Source organism: Dietzia sp. Alg238-R159, assembly GCF_900537145.1.
Lineage (GTDB): Bacteria > Actinomycetota > Actinomycetes > Mycobacteriales > Mycobacteriaceae > Dietzia > Dietzia kunjamensis.
Map to the genome: position 1 here is coordinate 555,427 of NZ_UNRI01000003.1, position 20,818 is coordinate 576,244.

A 20,818-nucleotide genomic window follows, 5' to 3' on the forward strand; every position below is an offset into this window, starting at 1 on the left:
CGCACTGCTCAAGATGACCGGCGTCCGCGCGGGCTACGGCGGCTCGGAGGTCGTCCACGGTGTCGACCTCGAGGTTCCGGCCGGGGGAGTGGCTGCGATCCTCGGTCACAACGGCGCGGGCAAGACGACGCTGCTGCGGACCGCGGTGGGACTGTTGCCGTGCAAGGGCGGCACGATCGAGTTCGACGGCGAGGACATCACCTCCCTGCGTCCGCACGCGCGGGTGGCCCGCGGGATCGGCTACGTCCCGCAGGGGCAGCAGTCGTTCACCCAGCTCACCACGGCCGAGAACCTGCAGCTCGTCGCCGATGGGCGCAAGCGCGGCAAGGCGCTGATCGACGAGTCGCTGGACCTGTTCCCGGCGCTGAAGGAGCTGCTCGACCGCAAGGCCGGCCTGCTCTCCGGCGGCCAGCGGCAGCAGTTGGCGATCGCCCGGACGCTCATCACCGAACCCCGGATGCTGGTGCTGGACGAACCCACCGAGGGCATCCAGCCGAACGTCGTCGCCGAGATCGAGCGCATCATCGTGGATCTCGCATCTCGCGGCGACCTCTCGGTCCTGCTCGTCGAACAGCACGTGGGTTTCTCGCTGCGGGCCTCGGACGTCTACTACGTCATGGAGTCCGGGCGGATCTCGCACTCAGGCGCCTCTGATGCGACCGCCGCCCACGACGTCTCGTCGGCACTGGCGATCTGACACCGCGCCCGCGCGCCTGCGCCGGCGCCTGCATCCGGACCGCCGCCCGCCGATACCGCCTCTGACCTGGAGTGCCCTGCTCAGCCCGTTCAGGGCGCCCCAGGTTAGAGGGGTCGGACCGGCCACGCCGCGGGCGCGCGTCCCACACCGAATTGTCGACACCGTTAACCGCTCGGGGCAAAGACTGCTTGTTCTCTTCTCGGCGCCGAGACTCCCTCCCCGGCGCCGCGGGCTCACTGATCGGCCGCAGTGAGAGCGAACCGTTCCCTCAGGCCTGTGCGAAAGGCGCCCCCTCATGGCGATTGCCCAACCCAAGCGTGTCAAGGAGATCACCAAGTCGATCTCCGAAGGCGATATGGAAGCGGCGGCCACGTCCACCATCAACTTCATCCTCGATTCGTGAGTGAACGGCTTCGGACCGGTCAAGGGTGCGGAGACCATCGCCGACGAGGCGCTCAAGCACTCCGGTGGCGACGCCGAGAAGGCCATCAAGCGGATCATCGCCACGCACACCAGGGTCGTGGGCGCGTCGGGGTTCGTTTCCGGGCTTGGCGGGCTTGCCACGATGGCGGTGGCCATTCCCACGGATGTCACCGTCTTCTACACCCGCGCCACCCGGATGATCGCGGCCGTTGCGCACCTACGCGGATATGACGTCGACAGCGACGAGGTCCGCAGTGTCATCGCGGTGTCGCTGATCGGATCCGCCGGTGTGGAGGCGATGTCCAAGGCCGGCGTCGAGATCGGCACCAAGACGGCCGTCGCGGCCCTGAAGAGGGTGCCGGGCACCGTCCTGACCAAGATCAACAAGGCGGTGGGCTTCCGTCTGGTCACCAAGTTCGGCACCACGGGGTCCATCAACCTGGTCAAGGTCGTGCCCGTGGCGGGCGCGGCCGTCGGCGGGACGATCAACATCGCGGGCATCCGATCGATCGCCGGCTACGCGAAGAGCAACTTCCCGGCAGTTGACCCGGTGGTCGTGCCGGGCACTGTGGTCTGAGCCTGCCGTCTGACAGTCGGCCCCCCCCTGCCGCGTTGCGTCGAAACCACCGCTGAACTGCGGTGCCCTGCAGGGCCCGTTCAGGGCATTGCAGGTCAGCGCCTCCGGGAGAGCGGGGCCCGCGTCTCCAATCGGTTCGCTGGTTGTCCACTGGGGGTCGGCGGCGCAGGGCCATGAGGCCACCTCAGCGTGTGTCACTATCCTGATGCCCTGATGCCTACTCAGAGTGCCGCGTATCTCTCCGCGCACTTCGGACAGAGGGGCAAAGAGTGATGGTCTTGCCGCGGGACGAAAAAAGGGCCGCAGAGTGCGCGTACGGCTTCCCCGTTAATCGTCTTGCCCGCAAGGTGCTCACGATGGGTGTAGTGGCTCATCGACCCCGGCTCAGAGAGAGCCAGGTCGCCCGCTGTCACCAAAGTCGCCAGCGCCTCCCGTCGCTTCGCCCATGCCCCCGGGTCCGCGATGTTGGAGTAGATATCCCCGTAGCGATCCCAGCCCTGCTCTGGTGGATCAATCGAGATCAAAATTCGAATCGTCAATTGCCATAAGAGATCACTCGCAGCGAAGCGTGGCTCAGGCGTGATCTCCACGGTGATTTCGTCCGCTCGATAGTCATCTTCGCGCACGGCCTCCACGCTGAAGCTCACGTGAGCGAGATCGCCTACTCCGGGGATCGGATGGTGGACTCGGGCTCGGTACTCCCCACCGGAGTGAACACTGCGCAGTGCGTCAAGAACTGTTCGCTGGGCCTCCAGTTCCCACTCGGTGCGGAGGCGTGCTGCAGTCTCCTGCTTGAGAAGTCGCACATCAGCGTCGTTCTGAAGAGAACCCAGGGCGAGGTCTTCGTCAGAGCAGGTCGGCGATTTCGTCCTCGACAGAGGCGGCGGTCTTCTGCTGGTGCGCGAAGCGCTCGGCGAGCTCGCGCTGATCGCGGTTATGGCGTGACTGGAATTCGAGAAGGTCGCGCACGCGAATGCGTCGGTCGCGGCCCACTCGATGGAAGAGGATCTCCCCGCGGTCCAGCAGTTTGTAGAGGTGGGAGCGGCTCATCCCGAGTCGCTCGGCCGCCTGGTTCGGGGTGAGCGTGGAATCAGCGTCAATTGTGATGACTTCATCGCCGTCACGCACCCGGCGGGTCAGGTCGAGGAGAAGGTCGCGCAGTTCAGGGCCAGCGTCGGATCGCGCGAAATCTTCGAGGGCGTCGAGTTGGTCGACGGGAACGTTCTCGGTCGCGAGAGCATGCATTAGAGGTCACTCCTGCTCGCCGCTGACAAGGCGGAATTTCGTTGAATGCAGATGTTGCACGTGTCGTACATGTCGCAGATGACGCAAGCGTACGGCAGGCGAGCGCCCATGCCAAGACCATCCGTCGCTCGTGAGGGGGCGGGTGCGTGGATCACTGGGAGCCGGCCGCGGCCCTAACACCCCGCGCCTCACGCCCCCCGCAACTCCGCCAAGCGCAGCGCCAGCCGCAGCTCCAGCGCGCGGTCGCCGCGGCGCCAGCCGGTGCCCAGTACGGAATCGAGCCGGTCGAGCCGCTGGTACACCGTGTTGACGTGCACGAACAGTCGCTCGGCGGTGGCGGAGGGGCTGCCGTCGGCGCCGAACCACGCCTCGAGGGTGTCGAGTAGCGCGGTGCCGCGGGTGCGGTCGAAGTCGCGCACCGGGCCGAGGTTGCGCTCGATGAACTGCGTGACGAACTCGCGGTCGACCTCACTGAACAGCAGCGCGTAGCCATCGGGGGAGTACGACGACGACAACGGCCGCCACCGCCGCCCCCGCACGCAGTCGCTCGCTCCCGCCGAACCGGCCGGGCGGTCAGCTGAGCTGCGCCAACAGCTCCTTCCACACCGGCCGCCAGTAGGCGATCGCCTCGGCCGAGTCGAGCTTGGTGTGCGCCAGCCCCACGCTGGCCTTGCCGCCGGCCTTGTCGCTGAAGTTGACCGCCACGCGCGTGCCGTCGGCCAGCGGGACGCGCCAGTAGCGCCACTTTTCCGACCGCGTCACCGACGCCTCGCCGTCCACCGGGATCCCGCCGAACTCTTCGCGCCCGGCGACGAGCTCGGTCCACGCCTGCAGTGCAGAGTCCTTGTCTCCGGCGACGGTCCGCGAGGTGGAGAGCTGGAAGTCGCCGTCGCAGGACTGCCCCGGAACGCGCAGGCCGGCGTGCTGTTCGTAGGCGATGGCCGTGCCCTGCGCCCACCACTCGGCCCGTTCCACCGACCCGGGCATGTGCTCGAGCGTCAGCTGGGCGATCGCGGTGTGGTTCTTCTCCCGCGCCCCGGCTTGCTCGAGCAGTTCGACCCACTCGTCCCACGGGCGGCCGGTGGCGGAGGCGATGGCGGCGGTGTTGGACGGCTTGACCATGCGCTCATCGTGCCGCACCACCGGGCCCGCGGTCGTCGATTGCCGTCGCCACCCACTGCCACGCCGCCAGCCGCGACCGACAACCGCGCTGACCTGGGGTGCCCTGCAGACCCCGTTCAGGGCACCCCAGGTCAGCGGCCCGGCCGGGCGAATCGCCGGTTGGACCCCACCGCCGCGGCAACCGGACGATCATCGAGGGCACGCGTAGGAGGGAGGGGAGCGGCATGGACATCGAAGGAGCCGACGAGCCCGGACGGGCCACCGAACACCACGAGGCCTCTGAACGCAACGAGACCGAAGCGCAGCGCATCGACCGCAACTGGATCGAGCTGCTGCAGGAGTTGCGCATCGTCCAGACCGGCGGCCAGGTGCTCACCGGCTTCTTGCTGGTGTTGCCGTTCCAGGATCGTTTCGCTGAGATCGGCGACGGCGCTCGCGCCCTCTACCTGGCGGTGCTCTCGCTGACGCTGGCGTCGACGGTGCTCCTGCTGGCGCCGGTGATGATCCACCGCGCGGTGTTCCGCTCCCACCGCAAGGATCGGGTGCTGCGGCTGTCGGCGAGGCTGGCCCGTACCGGGTTGGCGATCCTGGCCATCGCGCTGGTGGGTCTGGTGGCGCTGGTGTTCCCGTTGGTTCTGGGCACCGCGTGGGGCCTCGTCGCGGCGGCCGTGATGGCCGCGTTCGTCGCGGTCATGTTGTTCGCGGTCCCGGTCCGTGTCGGCCGTCATGCCGCGACGAATCCGTACGTCTCTGACTGACCGCCGAGCCGGACCGCGGCACACGACGCCCCCTGAACACTGCCCTGACCTGCGGTGCCGTGAAGGGCCCGTGCAGGGCGCCGCAGGTCAGCGACTTGTGGGTGACTACTCGTCCGCGAGAGCGGTCCTGGTTCGGGGCTGTGGGTGCGTCGCCGGAGAGTACGACGACGAGGTCAGCTCCGGCCGCCGTTCGCCGCCACCCGGTGTGCGGAACCGGCGGACGGGCTCGGCCCCGACCACGATCCTTCCGTGGCCGGGGCAGCTTTCCGTGCGGGGCTCCTACGCTTCGGTTGTCTCGACCGCGCTCGTCAGCTCGGTGCCGGTGTCGGTACTCGCGCCGGGGGCCTGCTCGGTGGCGGTGGCGGCCGTCGGGCTGGTCGTCACGGCGACAGTGGTCAGCGACGGTAGGTCGAAGATCCACCCGGCGGTGCCGTCGGGCCGGAGCATGGCCTGGTCGGCGGAGTCGTCGAGCTGGAAGGCGATGACGATCTCGTAGTCCCGTCCCGGTGACAGGGAAGTGGTCGTCGAACGCGCGGCTCGCTCGCAGTCCGAGCTGATCCGTGAGGCCTCGCGGGTAGACCCGCCGGGGCGAACCTCGGCGAAGTCGTCCGGGGCGACGGACGCCCACCGGTCCGGGCCCGCCTCGGCGGAGGTGGTGATGCTCAGCGTGAGCTCGACTCCGCAGCCGGGCGTCCGCACGATGTCGTCGACCTTCGCGGTGCCCAGTTCGACGCCGTCGCGGTTCACGACTGCGAATTCTCGCCCGACGCGCACTGACTCAGGCTCCTGGGGGCCGGTGGGGGCGGTGAGGGCTGTAGTCGGCTCGCTGGTTGTGGGCGCAGCGTTCTCTGTCGGGACTGCGGTCTCCGCGCCGGCGGACTCGCCTGACTCGGCTCGGGGATCAAGATCCGCGGTCTCGGCGTCGAGCGGACCCGGGGATTCGGCGGATGTGGTCGCACTCGTAGTGGCACCGGTGGCCGAGTCGTTCGCGGCGTCGTCGAGTGACGGGAGGGAGTTCCCGTCGTCAGGGCCTTCGGGCGCATCCTCGTCGACGATATCGATGATCGGCTCGAGCGCAGTGAGTGCCTGAGCGGTGCGGAAGGACGCAACTGACGGTGCCAAAGACTGGAAGTTCGTGGCGGTCGGTTGTGCAAGGTTCTCTTCAATCCCCCGCGAGACACCACACTCGGCGTTGGCCAGGATGAGGTGGAGAGTCCAGGGATCACCCGTAGCACCATCTGCGGTCACGTGGAGTCTGAGCTCAGCTCTGGCGTACCCGAGTCCGCTCACTTCAGTGCGTTGTAGGCGGGCGGTGTAAGTGACGCTCCCGTACGTCCGTTGCTTTCGCGTCTCGCTGTTCCGACCCGGCATTGGCACTTCTACAAGGCTGTTCCCGCGTCCGAGATACACGGACTCATATACGGAACCGTTCTTTGTAAACCCTGTCACTCCCGGCTTTCCCGGCGTACATGCTGCCGTTGCGATGGAAGGCCTGGCGTCGTCCGCGGTGGCGTAGCGAACGAGTGGTAGGCCCAGACTCGACACTTCCAGTTTGGACGACTGCGCCTGGGCGAAGGCGGTGGCTGTCGACTGCGGGTCTTCGGAACAGATCAAACCGGTCGTTGTGGAACGCGCACAGACGGTTCCGGCGACCGATGCGGGAATGCTGAGGAGCGCGCCCCGGACACTACGTGTGGTCGGGCCGGTAGAGAGCCCGAGCTCCGCACTATCGGACTTGCCGAGCGCCTCGACCTTGCGAAGGTTTTCCTGGTCAGCGATCCGGTAGGTCATGCTCCCGTACGCCGCAGTCGCGCGAGCACTGTTTCTGCCGACGTCCTTGTGGGTCGTAAATGACGACGTTCCGGTTACGGTGTCCTGCCAGCTGGCCTCTGTCGGACGCACGGAGCCGACGACCAGGGCAACGCTGGCGACGAGGAGGAACACTCCGGCGATCGTTAAGGAGGTCCGCAGTTGCGGGTGAAACTTACGCATCTGCGTTCGTCCTCTCGACCTCGTCATCACTCTCGTCCCTCGGCCAGAAGGCCCACAGCACGCCCAGCGCGGCGAGCAAGGTGATCCCGCCCAGAACAAACGGGTTGCTGAACCAGACGATGACGTTCGCCAACTCGGGCACCGACCACAGCACCTTGCGCACCGTCTCTACCCGGTACATGCCAGGGTCGACGTCGGGGTTGGCATCACCCTTCATCTGCACGAGCGCCTCGCCCGGCGTCTGGGGAAACACCTCGACCACCCGGTGGGTGACCGGGAGCTGGCCCTCTCCGCGATCGACGGTGATGACGTCGCCCACCCGGATCTCGTCGGCGGAGATCTCCTTGACCACAGCCACTGACCCGGTGGGGATCGTCGGGGACATCGACCCGGTCTTGAACATGATCAGGGAGATGTTCATCGTGATCGCGAGGATCACCAGCACCACGCAGAGGACGCCGCCGGCGGCCAGGACATTGCCGATGCCTGCCCCGATGTACGACCACACCGACCGGCCTCGCGGGGCCCGGTGCGAAGTGGCAACGGCGGGGGCCTCAGACGGCGTCGGCGCGGTCGGCGTGCTCATGCGGTCTCCTAACCGGAACGTGAACAAGAGTGTTCAGTCATTGCGGTGGTGGGCTCGATGCGCCCACCACGGCAATGCGAGTGGATCAGACGGGATCCTGGGAGGTCGCGGCGAACTGCCACTGGATCTTCTCGGAAGTCACATTCGCGACATCGAGGGTGGCTCCGGCGTCAAGGGTCGCGGAGAAGCAGAGCCAGCGGTAACCGCCCGCCTCGACGTCGGTTGTCAGCACGGGATCGGTCATCGCTGCGCCGATGGCCGTCGCTGTGCCGAAGGTGGCGGTTGCATCGCATGTGGGCGCAGTGAGCGCGGTGCCGGCGTCGGCGACGGCCACCTTGACGAGGTTCGCGAGCTTGCCGGCGTCGGAGGTCGTGCGGGTCAGCGTGATGTCCGCGCCGAGGTTCTCCTTGGTCTCGCGGAGGCCGACCAGCTGATAGACGGGCACGCCCGGGATGAGGGCATTGGCGTTCTGGGTGAAGGTCATGGGGCCCGCGTCATCAGCGGTCACGAACTCATCCCAGCCTTCCTCGGTGCCGGTGAAGTTGCCCTGGATGTTGAAGTCGCTGCCCGCGGTACCAAAGGTGCCCGCGCCCCACACGGTGTCCGACCACGCGGCCAGGGTGACGGCGGCGCCGACGCCCAGCACGAGACCGGACGCCATGATGGCGCGGGCCTTCTTGCGGCGGTTCTGGTTCTTGGCGGCGGGCTGGGGGGTCTGGGGCGCAGTGCTCATGGCGAGCCTTTCTGAGAGAGCGACTGGGGCACCAACTCAACTTGTTGATGCATCTCATTTAGTGTTGCTTATCTACCGTCGGGTAGCAACCGTTGCGTGGGGAAGTGTTCAGAAAGTCACATTCCGCCAGAACCTGGGACAACCGTTGATTTGCACCGCATCTGAGGCGGCCCTCGGCTTTCGCGGGGGTGAACAGACCGGTCTGGACGATCGTCCTGATTGACGGATCTGGAGCGCGCGGAAGGAGCGCGACGGAGCGGTAGCGCTACCCGCCCTTAGGTAGGGCTCAGCGGGAGCCCCCGTCAGTACCGGACGGCCGGTGAGAGCCGCCGTAGGGTGCGCACCGGTGCCTACAGATCCCCGGGCAGCTTGTCGCGGCGGATGTCGCGCCAGGAGGACTGGCGCATGTGGCCGTCGTCTGTGAAGCCCTGGTGGCGGACCTCCACGACGAGCTTGGGCAGGACCCAGTTGGCGTCGCGGCGGGCGTCGGCGGGCAGTTGCTCGACGAACGGGCTGGTCTTGCGCTTGAGCGGCTCGAGCTCCTCGAGCAGCGCGCGGGCCTGCTTGTCGGTGAAGCCGGTGCCCACGCGGCCGATGTAGGTCAGACCCTTCTCGGCGGGAAGGCCCAGCAGCAGCGAGCCGAGGGAGCCGGAGCGTCCGCCCTTGCCCGGCTTCCAGCCGCCCACGACGGCCTCTGTGGTGGTGAGCAGCTTCTCCTTGAGCCACGCCTTGGACCGTCGGCCCGACTCGTACCGGGAGTTCCGGCGTTTGGCGACGATGCCCTCCCAGCCGAACTCCTCCGCCTCGGCCAGGGCGCGGTCACCGGGGCCGTCGAGCACGGCGGGAACGTGCACCCGGTCCACGCCCTCCAGCGCCGGGGTGAGCAGCTCCAGCACTTCGCGACGACGCTCCCATGCCTGCGACTGCAGATCCACGCCGTCGACCTGCAGCACGTCAAAGACGAACAGCTCGACCGGCGGCAGCGAGGAATCGCCGCCCTCGGCGGCTGCCTGCTTGGCGAGCGAGGCGAAGTCCGGGACGCCGTCGGAGCCCAGCACCACGAGCTCGGCGTCGATCACCGCCGGCCGCTCCAGGGCGTCGGCCAGCCCGGGGAACCCGTCGGAGAGCCAGTCCATGGAGTTGCCGTTGCGGCTGACCAGGCGTGCCTGCCCGCCGGCCCCGCTGGTCGCCACCGTCACCCGGTAGCCGTCCCACTTGCCCTCAAAGGCCCATTTGTCCTCCGGCAGCGCTGTGACCTCGGCGGCGGTGGGGATCATCGGCAGCGGGGGAGTGTCGGGACGGCCGCCGGAGTCGGTGCCCGAGTTCGAGCCGGAGTCGGAGGCCTTGGCCGACCCGCCGGAACGCTTCGCCCCGGAGCTCTTCGCCCCAGAGCGCTTCGCGCCGGACCCCTTCGCCCGCTTGTCGCCCTCCGGGTACCGCGACTTCGGGTTGTCGCGCCCGCCGTAGAAGGAGTCCGGCGACTGGTCCTTCATGTATTGCACGATCCACTGGTTCTTCTCCGCGCTGGTGCGCACGAGCACGTAGCGGCCGGAGACCTTGTCGCCGTGCAGCCACACGATGATCTCGTCGGAGCGCCACTTCTCGCACTCGTACCAGCCCTGATCCCAGATGGTCATGTGGCCGGCGCCGTATTCGCCCTTGGGGATGGTGCCCTCGAACGTCTCGTAACCGAGCGGGTGGTCCTCGGTGCTGACGGCCAGCCGCCGGTCCTTGGGCTCGGTCGGCAGGTTCTTGGGCACGGCCCACGACGTCAGTACCCCGTGGTGCTCGAGCCGCAGGTCGAAGTGCAGGCGCCGGGCATGATGCTCCTGGATCACGAAAATCGGCCCGTCGACGTCGTCGCGATCGGTCTCGACCTCACCGTCGAACGGCTCCGGCGTCTTCCGGCGATCCCGCTTGCGCCGGTACTCGGCCAGGCTGGTGACCACCGCGTCCTCGCTGGTGGGCTCGGCGTCGCAGCCCTCCACTTCTGTGGAGTGAGCGGCATCGGAGCCGTCGGTGGAGGCTGTGGCGGCGGGCTCGGGGTCCTCGTCATCGGACGACGACGAGCTCTTCTTGCCGCTTCCCGATTTCTTCGCCCGCGATGCCGAACCGGTGGAGGAGGTCGACTTCTTCTTGGTGGCCTTCTTCTGGGCTGTGCCTTCGAGCCCGTCGAGGAAGTCGCCGTCGGAGTCCAGGCGCTTGAGCACCTCGTCCCAGTGCAGGTGAGCGAGCCCGCCGTCGCCGAGCTCCTCCCACGAGCGCGGGGCGGCGACCCACGGTTCGGCCCGCCCGCGCAAGGAGTAGGGGGCGACGGTGGTCTTGGCGCCGCTGTTCTGGCTCCAGTCGACGAACACCTTGCCCTCGCGGATGGAGCGCTTCATGGTGGCAGTGACCAGGTCGGGGGTCTGCTTGGCGAGCGACTGCGCGATCTGCTTGGCGACCTTGGAGGCGCTGGCGGCGGTGACGGCTTTGTCCAGGCGGGCGTAGAGGTGGATCCCCTTGGACCCGGAGGTCACCGGGAAGGAGTCGAGTCCCGCCTCGGACAGCAGGTCGCGGACGCGGAGGGCCACTTTCGCCGTCGTATCCAGATCCACGTCCTGGCCCGGATCGAGGTCGATCACGATCCGGCGCGTCCGGCCCGGCTCGTCGTTCTCCAGGGTCCACTGCGGCACGTGTAGCTCGAGCGCGGCCTGCTGCGCGAACCACGCGAGCGTGGCGGGGGAGTCCAGCACCGGGTAGCGGACGGTTCGCGAGGAGTGCTCGATCGCCACCCGCGGCACCCAGTCGGGCGCGTGGGAAGGGAGGTTCTTCTCGAAGAAGGACTTGTCCTCGGTGCCGTCGGGCCAGCGCTTGCGCGTCACCGGCCGCCGGCCCGCATACGTCAGCAGCAGCGGCGCGGCGGCCAGGTAGTACTCCAGCACATCGGCCTTGGTGGTGCCGGTGGCCTCGTAGAGCACCTTGTCGGCGTGAGTGAACCGGATGGTCCGCCCGTCGACCTCGACCGACTCTTCAGTCCCCTTACTCGCCATGGGTCCACTCTGGCACTTGGGTCGGACATCGGCGACCGGCTGCGATGCGGTTCCCGGCGTGCGAGGAAGTTCAATAGTGTCCTGCGGACGAGGCAGGCCTGGAGCTGAGTGAGGTCAGTGGCGTGCAAGCAGTTCGGCGAACATCGCCTCGTCGGCGTCCTGGAAGTAGTGCCCGTGAGTTTGCTCCACGGTCTCGATGCTGTCGGCGCCAACTAAGACGACCTCAAACTCCACGACGTCGGTGTCGTTGCGGTACTCCGCCTCCGCCGCCTCGTAAGTGGCGGCAGCGAGTGTCGTGTCCTCGAACGCTTCCTGCCGGGCCGCACATAGTCGGTGACTAGGCCGAACTGATCGTCCGGTTCCGAGCCTTCAGGGGTGGCATAGTTGACCGCAGCCAGACGGTCTGTCTATATTCATTCCCGTAGCTCCCCGCCGTCCTCCGGGCCTGGCGGGGCTTTTTTATTTCGTGAGGTTCCAGTGCCCAGCGTTCACTTCTTCATCGACTACCAGAACCTCCACCTCTCAGTGCGCGAGGCGTTTAACCCCCCGCAGGGCACCCCACCCGACACCTACCTCATCCATCCCGCCCGGTTCGCCGAAGAAGTGATGAAGGTGCGACGCGAGGTGCTTCCGGGGTTACGAACCAACGCGTGGCCAGCGGCGGCCGAAGAAGAGTTGACCGAGATTCACGTATATCGCGGTCAGCCGGATTCAACTCGACAGAAGATGCCCGCCTCGAAGAACAAGGCGCAAGCTGCCGAATGGACTAGAGATCGACGCGTCACGGTTCATAGCCGCGCCCTGCGGTACCCCCGTGACTGGCCGGAAGAGCGAGCCCGAGAGAAGGGCGTTGATGTCATGCTCGCTTGTCACTTTGTCAGGCACGCGATCGAGAAGCGGGCGGATACGCTCATCCTCGCGTCGAGAGATACGGACCTTTTGCCGGCCTTGGAGATGGCGCGTGAGCTCGGCGTCCGAGTGGAAACCGCGATGTGGAAGGACGCGAGCAGGCTGAGGCTTAAGGGCGATCCCCTCTGGTCCACCCTGCTGGACATTCGGGGCTATCTGGCGTCTAAGGACACGCGCCAGTATTAGCCGACAGTCGGCCAGCATCGACCGCGGCGAGCTGATGCCGGTGGGGTCGGACAGCCGGGGGATGCTGGGCGTATGCACTTCGAGCCCCGCCCGCCCTGACCGTCCACCGCCCGCCTATCACCAGCGAGACCGTCTGCGCGGCCGGCGGCTGCACCGCCCACGCCGCGGGGACCGGGCCGCCGATAGAGCACGCCCTCGCCCCACCCGGCCACCAGTTCGGTGTAGTCAACGGCCTGCGCCCCTACTGCGCCGACCACGGCCGGCACAGTGACGGCTTCAGCCCGAGCGCCGCCCACCGACCCGACTTCCCGTATCCACCACCGTCGTCAAATTCGGGCGGTTAACATGTGGGAACGTTTATGGAAGCAGGTGGGCAGCACCTCACGGCGTACCCCGGGTGCGGGCACTCGCAGAACTCGACGAAGCCTCGGTGCGGGCACCGCGAGTTCGACGAGATGTTCAACGACTTCGTGCCCTGCCGCTGCCGATCCGAGTGGCACCGTGCGCCGGTGCCGGCCGTCACGGTCGAACCGCTACAGGGCCTCCTTAACGACGAAGTTGTCCCACATCGCCGACGCGGCCGAGGTAAGCGTGCCGACCTTCGTCCACGCCGCCGACGCGGCGGCGTCCTCCGGTGACATGGTGTGGGTCAGGCACTCGATCCCGTCCACCCACACCTTGATGACCTGGCCCTTGACGCGGACCCGCAGCACGTGGCTGCCCGTGAGCGTCGACATCGACGGCACGGTGGTGGAATTGGCGCTGGTCGCGATGCTGCTCGCGCTGCCAACCAGCCGGTACAGGCGCATCTCCAGCCCACTCTGGAGGAAGATGCCCCACCGGTCGGTGGTCGGGGCCAGCACCCGGAAGATCACACCAGCCGCGCCGCCGGGGACGTAGTTCACGTCGACGGTGATGTCCACATCGGACTGCCCGGCCTCAATGATCGCCGTGCGTCCCGAGCCGGTGCCGGGTGTCATCTTGTTCCCGGCGACGGTGACCGCCGCCTGAGAGACGGTCCATGCCTGTCCGGTCTGGGCCACAGAGCCGTTCAGGTCACCGTCGGGTCGGTTGAAGTCGTCCGAGACCAGCACCTGCGGCTCCGGCGGGGGCGGGATCGGGGTGACGGTCAGCGACGGCAGGGCCGACTTGAGCACGGCTGCCATCGTCTCGGCTTAGAAGACGTTGCCTGCCGGGGTGAGGTGGACCTGGTCCGGGTCGACGATGTCGAACGGGTCCTGGTTGGGGATGCCGATGGCGCGGAACTGCCCGACAGGTCGACCACCGAGACGTTCGGTCGGGACGCGGCCATGCTGCGCATCGCCGACGGGTAGTCCCCCCACGGGTAGCTGAGGGGCCGGTCGAACCGTTCGCGCACGTGCACGTACACATTGCCGACCGGCAGGGCGCAGGCGGCGTCGATGGCGGCGATGTTCGCGGCGATATTGGCTGCCGCGTTCGCCGGAGTGCCACCTCTCGTCGCGTCGTTTTCGCTGGCCAGGTGGAAGATCAGCGCCGGTTTCCACAGCGGCAGATGCGAGGTGATGTAGGCGGGGTCGATGTAGTTGTGCGTCTCGGTGCCCGACCGGCCCATGTTGACGAAGATCAGGCCGGGTGGGGCGTTCTGGATGGTGGTCGTGGCCGTGGTCCACGACCACCCGGCGGTCGGGGTGTCGGTGAACATCGCCGCCAGGATGTTGATCCACCGCTTGTCCGCGTCCACGGCCGCGTTCTGGGTGTTCGACGAGCCGAAGAACACGACCGGCATGACCGGCTGGGGCCTCATCGCCAGCCGTGCCCGGATCGGCGGGTAGGCGTCGGTGTCGACCTGCCCCGCCTCCGACTTGAGGGCGTAAGTGGCGTTATGGGCGGTCGGCAGCCAGGGCCACCGCCGCGCCCCGCCCGGGTCGCCCCGCCTCACCGCACGTAAGTCACCGCCTGAAATCAATCACCAACCGCCCCCGCGTCCCGCCGGCCTCGAGCCGCTCGTGGGCCCGCCACGCGTCCTCGGGCGCGTAGCTGTCCGCAACACGGAGGGTGACCACGCCGTCTTCCGCCAACCGCCGCAACTCGTCGAGCCTGTCCTGCTCCTCGGCCATATCCGCAACGCTCACGGCGTGGACCTTGAGGTCGCGGCTGCCGTCGCCCTGATACCACCGCACCGTCGCGACTCCGCCGCCGGTCTTGACCGCGGGGAGCACGACGGCGTCCTGCACGGCTCCGTCGAAGAGTCCGTCGACGCCGTCGGGGTAGCGCTTGAGGATGCGGTCGGCGACGCCGTCTCCTCGCCGCACGATCTGATCGGCGCCGAGCGACCGGACCAGTTCCTCGTCGGCTTCGGACGCATCGGCCACCACAACCAGCCCGGCATGCTTGGCCAGCTGCACGACGTAGCCACCGGTCGATCCGGCCGCGCCGGTGACCGCAAGCACCTCACCGGGCTTCAACCCCAGCAGGTCGAGAGCGCGCCGGGCGGTGAGGCCGTTCATCGGAAGCGTCGATGCGGCGATGTCGTCGGCATCGCGGGGTGCGGCGGTGATCGACCGGGCGGGCAGGACGATGTCCTCGCGGTACGCACCGTGGTCGTCGCGGGGGACCACGATGCCCATGACCCGGTCTCCGACCGCAAGCGAGGTGTCGGCGTCCTCGCCGATCTCGATGAGCGTTCCGGCGATGTCCATGCCGGGGACGTCCGCGGCTCCGCGCGGTGTTCCGGTCTTCGAGCGAGAACCGTTGCGCGTGTAGGTGTCGGTGGGGTTGATGGTGGCGGCCGTGACGCGGACGCGAACGTCGGTCGGCCCGAGTTCCTGGGCGGGGACGTCGACGACCTGCAGGGCGTCGGGGCCACCGTAGGTCGTCACTCCGACGGCGCGGACGGAGGCGGTCGAGACGGTCATTGTTCCTCTTTCCCGCGGGCCCCGTGAGTCCGGACGGCTCCGCTGGATTGGTGGTACGAGTGACTGCTTCCCCGCCGAGTAACCACGTGCCCGTGTTGAACATTCCGGCCGGGCCCCCCAGCCCTCGCCCCAGGAGGGTGAGAGCCCCGAGGGTGACGACGACGACGGCAACCCGTGGTCCCGACCGTCGCCGACGCCCGCGTGGCCGTCCCGCCGGTCAGGCGTGGCTACTGATCAGCTCGTCCATCGACTCCCCGGACTGCTTCGACCACAGGCTGAATGCCGCGCTGGTCATGGCCGCGGCCGCGTAGAGGGCGGAGGCCAGTCCGTGCTCGCCGATCGCGGTGCGCATGCCGGAGGTTGCGTCGCAGTCGAGCAGGACCGCGTCGCACAGGCCGGCCATGCCGTCCGGGGCGTCAGGAAGCCGTGCGCTGTCGCGGACCGTGGCGATGACGGCGGCGGGCAGCTCCGGTGCCACCGACTGGGCGAGCTGGGCGAAGCGGGAGGCCACGGTCAGGGCGTCGGGGATCGGCGGGGGAGAGGCATCGGCGGTCAGCTCCAGGGCTTCGAGGAGCTCGCCGGCGGCAGAGGTGTCGCCCCGTTCGTGGGCGTAGAGAACGGCCCGGACCTGCTCGACGGCGGCCTTGTGGCGCTGCTGTGCGCGTTCCATTCCGGCCTGGAGGTCAGCGACGGTCGCGGTCTGCACGTCGACGCCCTCTCGGACCAGGAGCGGGGCGAATCGTTCGTACTGTGCGCGCTGTTCCGGGGATGCCATGGCCCCATTGTGTCCCCTCGGCGCGAACAGGCCCGCGGCGCATCGGCCGTCACGGCGAGGCCGGCCCACCGTTCAGAGGACCCCGGCCAACCCCCCGATCCCTCGCCCGAGCAACGTCACCGCCCCGAGGGTGACGACGACGACGGCAACCCGTCGCCCCACCGTCGCGGACACTCGCGTGGCCACCACGCCGCCCAGGAGAATGCCGATCGGAACCATCGCCACGACGAGCCCGATCACGCCGATCGGCGGCAATCCGGAGATCGGCGCGGCACCGAGGCCGACCTTGGTGATGACGGAGGTCGCGCCCATGGTGAAGAAGATCGGCTGCAGGGTGGCGGCGAAGGACCGCTGGTTCCATCCCGTCGCCTGGGCGTAGACGAGCATTGCGGGCGCGGCCACACCCACCGCGGTGTTGAGGAACCCTCCGGCCGTCCCGGCGACTGCGGCCGGCCACCGACCGCCCACCTGCGGGATGCGCACGAGCGCGGTGAAGACGAGGGTGCCCAGCAGAGCAGCACCGATCACCACCTCGAGCCAGCTGCGGTCGGCAGCGCCCACGAGGAGCGCGCCGGGCACGGACCCCACGACGATCAGCGGTGCCAGGTGGAGATAGCGGCGCCAGTCGATGTCGCGCCACAGCGTGATCGCGATGAGGGCCGCGGAGACGGTGGTCGTGATGTTGGTGAGAAGCACGCCGGCGACGGGCCCCAGCAGTAGCGCCAACGTCGGAGAGACCACGAGCCCGACCCCCATCCCGCTGACCCGCTGCAGGACCGTCCCGAGGATCACGGACGCCGCCGCGACCAGCAGGAGGAGGGGACCGACGTCGGCGGGCATGCACCACAGCATTCCAGGTGCGCCTGCCTGCGACCGGCGGCGCCACACGCCCCGATATCGCATACTCCCTATATGCGATCCATCTGGAAGGGCGAGGTCTCGTTCGGTCTGGTCAACGTGCCGGTCAAGGTGTACGCGGCGACGGAGGACCACGACCTGCACGCGCGGCAGGTGGACAAGAAGGACGGCGTCCGGATCCGCTACAAGAAGGTGCGGGACGACAACGGCGAGGAGGTCGAGTTCTCCGACATCGCCAAGGCGTATGAGTCCGAAGAGGGCGAGATGGTCATCCTCACCAAGGAGGATCTCGCGAGCCTGCCGGTGGAGCAGAACCACGAGATCGAGGTGACGGAATTCGTCCCGGCGGACCAGGTGGATCCGGTGGCGTTCGACAACGCGTACTTCCTGGAGCCGGCGTCGCGGTCCAACCGGGCGTACGTGCTGATGCGGGAGGCCCTGCAGCAGACGGACCGCCTCGCCATCTGCACGTTCACGCTGCGCAATCGCACCCGCCTCTGCGCACTCAGGGTGTACAAGGACGTGCTGATGCTGCAGACGCTGCTGTGGCCCGACGAGATCCGCCCGGCGATCCTCGAGGGGCTGGACGAGGAGGCCAAGGTCCGGCCGCAGGAGGTCAAGATGGCGGCGTCGCTCATCGAGACCATGGCGGCGGATTTCGAGCCGGAGAAGTACGAGGACGACTACCAGAATCAGCTCAAGGAGTTGATTGAGGCCAAGGCGGCCGGCGGCGAGGCGTTCACGGTGGAGGAGAAGGACACCTCGGGCGACGATGACGGCGACGACGAGGTGGCCGATCTGCTCGCGGCCCTACGCGCGAGCGTGAAGGACCGGGGCGGTAAGGCGGACGACGCCGACGACCAGGACGACGAGGACGACGACGAGGACGACGACGAGGACGACGACGAGGACTCCGGCTCCGCCAAGAAGACCGCCAGCAAGAAGAGCGGGAGTAGCTCGGCAAAGAAGACCCCGGCCAAGAAGACTGCGGCGAAGAAGGCGCCGGCCAAAAAGGCCGCGGCCAAGAAGTCGACTGCCAAGAAGTCGACGTCCTCCAAGTCGGACTCCGCCAGCTCCGGCTCGGGCGCCGCTAAGAAGTCGACAGCCTCAAAGTCCACGGCCAAGAAGGCGCCGGCGAAGAAGTCGACGGCCCGCAAGACGCCGGCCAAGAAGTCCGCCTGAATCCCTGACCGCGCCCGCCGAGTGGTCACTTTCGTTCAAACGACGACAACTACGTCCACGGTCTCAGGCATGGGCCGGCGACTCTGCGTCCGTGAAGTCGGCGTCGACAAACAGGTCGAGCATGCCGGTCATGGAGGTGAACGCTCCTACCAGGCTGCCGGTGAGGCTACTGACGTCGGTGCCTTGGCCGCGCAAAAGGTTGAGAATCTGCATCGAATAGGCGAAGTGACCCTGCTTGAGACTGAAACAGTGATCGAGGCTGTTGAGGTAGACCCCCGCGACGAACATGCCCTCATCGGGTTCATCGCAGGGAAAAGACAGGTCCTGCAAGTCGTCGTGGATCTTCAGCCAAGAATTGCTCAACTGGTCGCACATTGCGGTCACTTCGTCGCGCCATGCCCTGGATCTGAGTGCCTCGCCCAGGCCGGACAGGGCCCCGAGCATCCCTTGAAACAGTTTGTAGTCATCGTGGCCCATTTGGTAGACCGCCTCGTTATCGAAGCGGAGGGTGTCGGGCCACTCGTCGACGACGAACGCCTCGAGGGCGGGGAAGGCCTCATCGAGGTTCTCCTGCACTATGCGTTCGCCCTCGATCGACATCGTCGCGCCCATAGCTTCGGCTGCGTACTTGTACGCGAGGTAAAGCGTTCCGCGCCTTTGTTTTGCGAAACGGTTGAAAGAAGGCCCGGTCAGGGAAGGTTTCGGGGGCTTAGTCAGATCCTGATCGGGGTTCATACGGTAGAGCATGGCGATGGCGAGCACCCACCCCTCGTCCCACAAACGAGCCGTGAGCGGATAGTGGTTCGTCGGCGCCTTCTTTGCTTCGACCTCACGCAGCTTCATCGCGAAGTCCAACCACGCTCCGATCTCGTCACGACTGAGGTCTATCCCGAACTCGGGCAGGTCCTCGGCCGCCCGGTCGATCCGCTGATCTCGCTTTCGCAGGTCAGCCTGACGGCCCTGCTCCTCGCGGGCGAGTTTGCGGGCGCGCTGCTCTTCGGCGTTCGACACCGTGACCTCTTCTCTTGTGCCGGCGACCGGCGGTTGCGCGGCGCAGAATGCGAGCCCGCGTCGACTGGAGTACCTGAACGAGCCTAAGACGCTCTCCGCGGTCACGGGCGAACTCCAGGCAAGCTCATACCCGCCAAGCTGTTCTAGGACGGCGGTGAAGTCGACCAGCTGGCCATCTGCACGTTCACGCTGCGCAACCGCACTCGCCTCTGCGCCCTGCGGGTGTACAAGGACGTGCTCATGCTGCAGACGCTGTTGTGGCCCGACGAGATCCGCCCGGCGATCCTCGAGGGGTTGGACAAGGAGGCGAAGGTCCGGCCGCAGGAGGTCAAGATGGCGGCGTCGCTCATCGAAACCATGGCCGCGGACTTCGAGCCGGAGAAGTACGAGGACGACTACCAGAATCAGCTCAAGGAGTTGATCGAGGCCAAGGCGGCCGGCGGTGAGGCGTTCACGGTGGAGGAGAAGGACACCTCTAGCGACGATGACGGCGACGACGAGGTGGCCGATCTGCTCGCGGCGCTGCGGGCGAGTGTGAAGGACCGGGGCGGCAAGGCCGACGACGCCGACGACCAGGACAACGACGAGGACGACGACGACGAGGACGCCGGCTCCGCCAAGAAAACCGCCAGCAAGAAGAGCGGAAGCAGCTCGGCAAAGAAGGCCCCGGCCAAGAAGACTGCCGCGAAGAAGGCGCCCGCCAAGAAGGCCGCGGCAAAGAAGTCGACTGCCAAGAAGTCGACGTCCTCCAAGTCGGACTCCGGCGGCTCCGGCTCGGGCACGGCCAAGAAGTCGACAGCCTCAAAGTCCACGGCCAAGAAGGCCCCGGCGAAGAAGTCGACGGCCCGCAAGACACCGGCCAAGAAGTCGGCCTGAGTCGGCCGCGGTCTTTGTGTCGGTCGTGCTCGGCGCCTCCTGGGAAGCAGGCCGAAGCCCGTGCTGTGGCCGTCAGCGGGGAGTAGTCGCCAGCCTCGAGTGAGCTTCCGCGATCGCAGGTCCGACGGATTCCCAAAGCTCTAGTAGGTGCCTGACGCAGTCTCCGGCGTACTCGTCGAGGTCAGTTATCGACTTCTCGGGTGCCAAGGGAGCTCGCCAGATCCACCACCGGTTGGGGTCGAGCGCCATGCCTCGAGAAGTAGCGATTTCGTGGGTGGCTTGTTGCACCTCCTGCCGGCACTTGGCTCCGGCGTCAGGATGACTGCAGATGATCAACTGTGGCCATTCGAACTTCAGCCCTGGGCGAAGCAGGTCGCTCGGGCGCCACTGAAGTTCTAGTGTCGTGCGTGTGAAGTAGTTTTACAGTTGGGTTTGTGAAATCATGGGGCATGGCGAATCGACCTGCCCCGGCATTGATGTTGCGTCCCGGCGATCGCGAGAAGCTTGAGAGAATGACGCGCTCGCAGTCGATGTCGGCAGGCATGGTGCAGCGAGCTCGCATCGTGCTGCTGGCTTCGGAGGGCCGGCGTAATGCGGAGATCGCCGAGTTGGCCGGGGCGTCGCGGCCGAAGGTGAACCTCTGGCGGTCCAGGTACGAGGACAAGGGCATCGGGGGCCTGGCTGATGAGAAGCGTTCTGGTCGGCCGCGCACGATCGATCACGCGGAGATCGTGACGGCGACCTTGATGCCGCCGCCGAAGTCTCTGGGCGTGACCCACTGGTCGTCGCGGCTGCTGGCGTCCCGGTTGAAGGTCTCGGCCTCGACGGTGGTCACGGCGTGGCGTGCCTACGGGATCAAGCCGTGGCGCTCGGAGTCGTTCCGGTTCTCCACCGATCCTGAGCTGGTCGGCAAAGTCACCGACATCTGCGGCCTGTACCTGGCGCCGCCGGAGAACGCG

At 67.5% G+C, this 20,818-nt stretch carries 20 protein-coding genes and 1 pseudogene; 7 read left to right on the top strand and 14 right to left on the bottom strand.

Features of this window, described 5'->3' with window-relative positions; translation table 11 throughout:
* Nucleotides 1-4 precede the first annotated feature (4 nt).
* On the top strand, nt 5-697 hold the full coding sequence (gene urtE / locus G6R20_RS11000) for an urea ABC transporter ATP-binding subunit UrtE (protein ID WP_205475839.1): 693 nt from the start codon (nt 5-7) through the stop codon (nt 695-697).
* A gap of 403 nt (nt 698-1,100) precedes the next feature.
* On the top strand, nt 1,101-1,697 hold the full coding sequence (locus G6R20_RS11005; RefSeq protein ID WP_163376401.1) for an EcsC family protein: 597 nt from the start codon (nt 1,101-1,103) through the stop codon (nt 1,695-1,697).
* 221 nt (nt 1,698-1,918) lie between these two features.
* On the opposite strand, the gene G6R20_RS11010 is transcribed toward G6R20_RS11005, so the two are convergent.
* From G6R20_RS11010 to G6R20_RS11025, 4 genes are all read right to left on the bottom strand, one after another.
* Complete coding sequence (locus G6R20_RS11010; RefSeq protein WP_083249764.1) at nt 1,919-2,344, bottom strand: DUF3039 domain-containing protein; 426 nt, start codon at nt 2,342-2,344, stop codon at nt 1,919-1,921.
* A gap of 199 nt (nt 2,345-2,543) precedes the next feature.
* On the bottom strand, nt 2,544-2,942 hold the full coding sequence (locus G6R20_RS11015; RefSeq protein WP_159147733.1) for a helix-turn-helix domain-containing protein: 399 nt from the start codon (nt 2,940-2,942) through the stop codon (nt 2,544-2,546).
* A gap of 188 nt (nt 2,943-3,130) precedes the next feature.
* The gene (locus G6R20_RS11020) at nt 3,131-3,481 is read right to left on the bottom strand and encodes a helix-turn-helix domain-containing protein (RefSeq protein ID WP_163376402.1); all 351 of its coding nucleotides are present in this window, start codon (nt 3,479-3,481) and stop codon (nt 3,131-3,133) included.
* Nucleotides 3,482-3,515: 34 nt separating this feature from the next.
* Nucleotides 3,516-4,064 (bottom strand): hypothetical protein, encoded by a 549-nt coding sequence (locus G6R20_RS11025; protein ID WP_163376403.1) that lies wholly within the window; start codon nt 4,062-4,064, stop codon nt 3,516-3,518.
* Nucleotides 4,065-4,288: 224 nt separating this feature from the next.
* On the opposite strand from G6R20_RS11025, the gene G6R20_RS11030 reads away from it, so the two are divergent.
* Complete coding sequence (locus G6R20_RS11030) at nt 4,289-4,822, top strand: DUF6328 family protein (protein WP_067713522.1); 534 nt, start codon at nt 4,289-4,291, stop codon at nt 4,820-4,822.
* Nucleotides 4,823-5,101: 279 nt separating this feature from the next.
* Here the strand turns inward: G6R20_RS11030 and G6R20_RS11035 are convergent, their stop codons facing one another.
* The 4 genes from G6R20_RS11035 to G6R20_RS11050 all read right to left on the bottom strand — a co-directional run bounded on the left by G6R20_RS11035 (nt 5,102) and on the right by G6R20_RS11050 (nt 11,165).
* Complete coding sequence (locus tag G6R20_RS11035) at nt 5,102-6,814, bottom strand: hypothetical protein (RefSeq protein WP_163376404.1); 1,713 nt, start codon at nt 6,812-6,814, stop codon at nt 5,102-5,104.
* Entirely contained in the window at nt 6,807-7,400 is a 594-nt protein-coding gene (locus G6R20_RS11040; protein ID WP_067713516.1) for a signal peptidase I, read from the bottom strand. The genes G6R20_RS11035 and G6R20_RS11040 overlap by 8 nt, the downstream gene beginning before the upstream one ends.
* Nucleotides 7,401-7,485: 85 nt before the next feature.
* On the bottom strand, nt 7,486-8,133 hold the full coding sequence (locus G6R20_RS11045) for a SipW-dependent-type signal peptide-containing protein (RefSeq protein WP_163376405.1): 648 nt from the start codon (nt 8,131-8,133) through the stop codon (nt 7,486-7,488).
* A 350-nt stretch (nt 8,134-8,483) separates the two neighbouring features.
* Nucleotides 8,484-11,165 (bottom strand): ATP-dependent DNA ligase, encoded by a 2,682-nt coding sequence (locus tag G6R20_RS11050; RefSeq protein WP_163376406.1) that lies wholly within the window; start codon nt 11,163-11,165, stop codon nt 8,484-8,486.
* Between the two features lie 477 nt (nt 11,166-11,642).
* On the opposite strand from G6R20_RS11050, the gene G6R20_RS11055 reads away from it, so the two are divergent.
* Nucleotides 11,643-12,260, top strand: coding sequence for an NYN domain-containing protein (locus tag G6R20_RS11055; protein WP_163376407.1), 618 nt, complete (start codon nt 11,643-11,645; stop codon nt 12,258-12,260).
* 533 nt (nt 12,261-12,793) lie between these two features.
* On the opposite strand, the gene G6R20_RS11060 is transcribed toward G6R20_RS11055, so the two are convergent.
* The 5 genes from G6R20_RS11060 to G6R20_RS11080 form a co-directional block, all read right to left on the bottom strand.
* Complete coding sequence (locus G6R20_RS11060; protein WP_163376408.1) at nt 12,794-13,426, bottom strand: hypothetical protein; 633 nt, start codon at nt 13,424-13,426, stop codon at nt 12,794-12,796.
* On the bottom strand, nt 13,390-14,181 hold the full coding sequence (locus G6R20_RS11065; protein ID WP_163376409.1) for an SGNH/GDSL hydrolase family protein: 792 nt from the start codon (nt 14,179-14,181) through the stop codon (nt 13,390-13,392). Before G6R20_RS11065 ends, G6R20_RS11060 begins: the two co-directional genes overlap by 37 nt.
* Nucleotides 14,182-14,191: 10 nt before the next feature.
* On the bottom strand, nt 14,192-15,157 hold the full coding sequence (locus G6R20_RS11070) for an NADP-dependent oxidoreductase (protein ID WP_163376410.1): 966 nt from the start codon (nt 15,155-15,157) through the stop codon (nt 14,192-14,194).
* A 217-nt stretch (nt 15,158-15,374) separates the two neighbouring features.
* On the bottom strand, nt 15,375-15,932 hold the full coding sequence (locus G6R20_RS11075; protein WP_240341402.1) for a hypothetical protein: 558 nt from the start codon (nt 15,930-15,932) through the stop codon (nt 15,375-15,377).
* A 72-nt stretch (nt 15,933-16,004) separates the two neighbouring features.
* Nucleotides 16,005-16,772 carry a sulfite exporter TauE/SafE family protein gene (locus G6R20_RS11080; protein WP_240341403.1) on the bottom strand — a complete coding sequence of 256 codons (768 nt, stop codon included), beginning with the start codon at nt 16,770-16,772 and terminating at the stop codon, nt 16,005-16,007.
* Between the two features lie 72 nt (nt 16,773-16,844).
* Here G6R20_RS11080 and G6R20_RS11085 point away from each other — a divergent pair, with 72 nt between their 5' ends.
* A complete protein-coding gene (locus G6R20_RS11085; RefSeq protein ID WP_163376413.1) occupies nt 16,845-17,972 on the top strand; it encodes a Ku protein in 1,128 nt (375 codons plus the stop codon).
* Nucleotides 17,973-18,035: 63 nt separating this feature from the next.
* On the opposite strand, the gene G6R20_RS11090 is transcribed toward G6R20_RS11085, so the two are convergent.
* Entirely contained in the window at nt 18,036-19,088 is a 1,053-nt protein-coding gene (locus tag G6R20_RS11090) for a hypothetical protein (protein WP_163376414.1), read from the bottom strand.
* A 51-nt stretch (nt 19,089-19,139) separates the two neighbouring features.
* Between G6R20_RS11090 and G6R20_RS11095 the strand changes: the two are divergent.
* Together G6R20_RS11095 and G6R20_RS11100 are read left to right on the top strand one after the other, a co-directional pair.
* Nucleotides 19,140-19,859, top strand: a pseudogene (locus tag G6R20_RS11095) (Ku protein); the annotation flags it as partial.
* A gap of 434 nt (nt 19,860-20,293) precedes the next feature.
* On the top strand, nt 20,294-20,818 hold a 525-nt coding region (locus tag G6R20_RS11100; RefSeq protein WP_240341404.1), incomplete at its 3' end, for a helix-turn-helix domain-containing protein.

What these genes read in the sequence shown, in the direction of transcription:
- G6R20_RS11015 (WP_159147733.1), bottom strand. Translation starts at nt 2,942, where the DNA reads ATGCATGCTCTCGCGACCGAGAACGTTCCCGTCGACCAACTCGACGCC.
- G6R20_RS11025 (WP_163376403.1), bottom strand. Translation starts at nt 4,064, where the DNA reads ATGGTCAAGCCGTCCAACACCGCCGCCATCGCCTCCGCCACCGGCCGC.
- G6R20_RS11030 (WP_067713522.1), top strand. Translation starts at nt 4,289, where the DNA reads ATGGACATCGAAGGAGCCGACGAGCCCGGACGGGCCACCGAACACCAC.
- G6R20_RS11035 (WP_163376404.1), bottom strand. Translation starts at nt 6,814, where the DNA reads ATGCGTAAGTTTCACCCGCAACTGCGGACCTCCTTAACGATCGCCGGA.
- G6R20_RS11040 (WP_067713516.1), bottom strand. Translation starts at nt 7,400, where the DNA reads ATGAGCACGCCGACCGCGCCGACGCCGTCTGAGGCCCCCGCCGTTGCC.
- G6R20_RS11045 (WP_163376405.1), bottom strand. Translation starts at nt 8,133, where the DNA reads ATGAGCACTGCGCCCCAGACCCCCCAGCCCGCCGCCAAGAACCAGAAC.
- G6R20_RS11050 (WP_163376406.1), bottom strand. Translation starts at nt 11,165, where the DNA reads ATGGCGAGTAAGGGGACTGAAGAGTCGGTCGAGGTCGACGGGCGGACC.
- G6R20_RS11060 (WP_163376408.1), bottom strand. Translation starts at nt 13,426, where the DNA reads ATGGCAGCCGTGCTCAAGTCGGCCCTGCCGTCGCTGACCGTCACCCCG.
- G6R20_RS11070 (WP_163376410.1), bottom strand. Translation starts at nt 15,157, where the DNA reads ATGACCGTCTCGACCGCCTCCGTCCGCGCCGTCGGAGTGACGACCTAC.
- G6R20_RS11075 (WP_240341402.1), bottom strand. Translation starts at nt 15,932, where the DNA reads ATGGCATCCCCGGAACAGCGCGCACAGTACGAACGATTCGCCCCGCTC.
- G6R20_RS11080 (WP_240341403.1), bottom strand. Translation starts at nt 16,772, where the DNA reads ATGCCCGCCGACGTCGGTCCCCTCCTCCTGCTGGTCGCGGCGGCGTCC.
- G6R20_RS11085 (WP_163376413.1), top strand. Translation starts at nt 16,845, where the DNA reads ATGCGATCCATCTGGAAGGGCGAGGTCTCGTTCGGTCTGGTCAACGTG.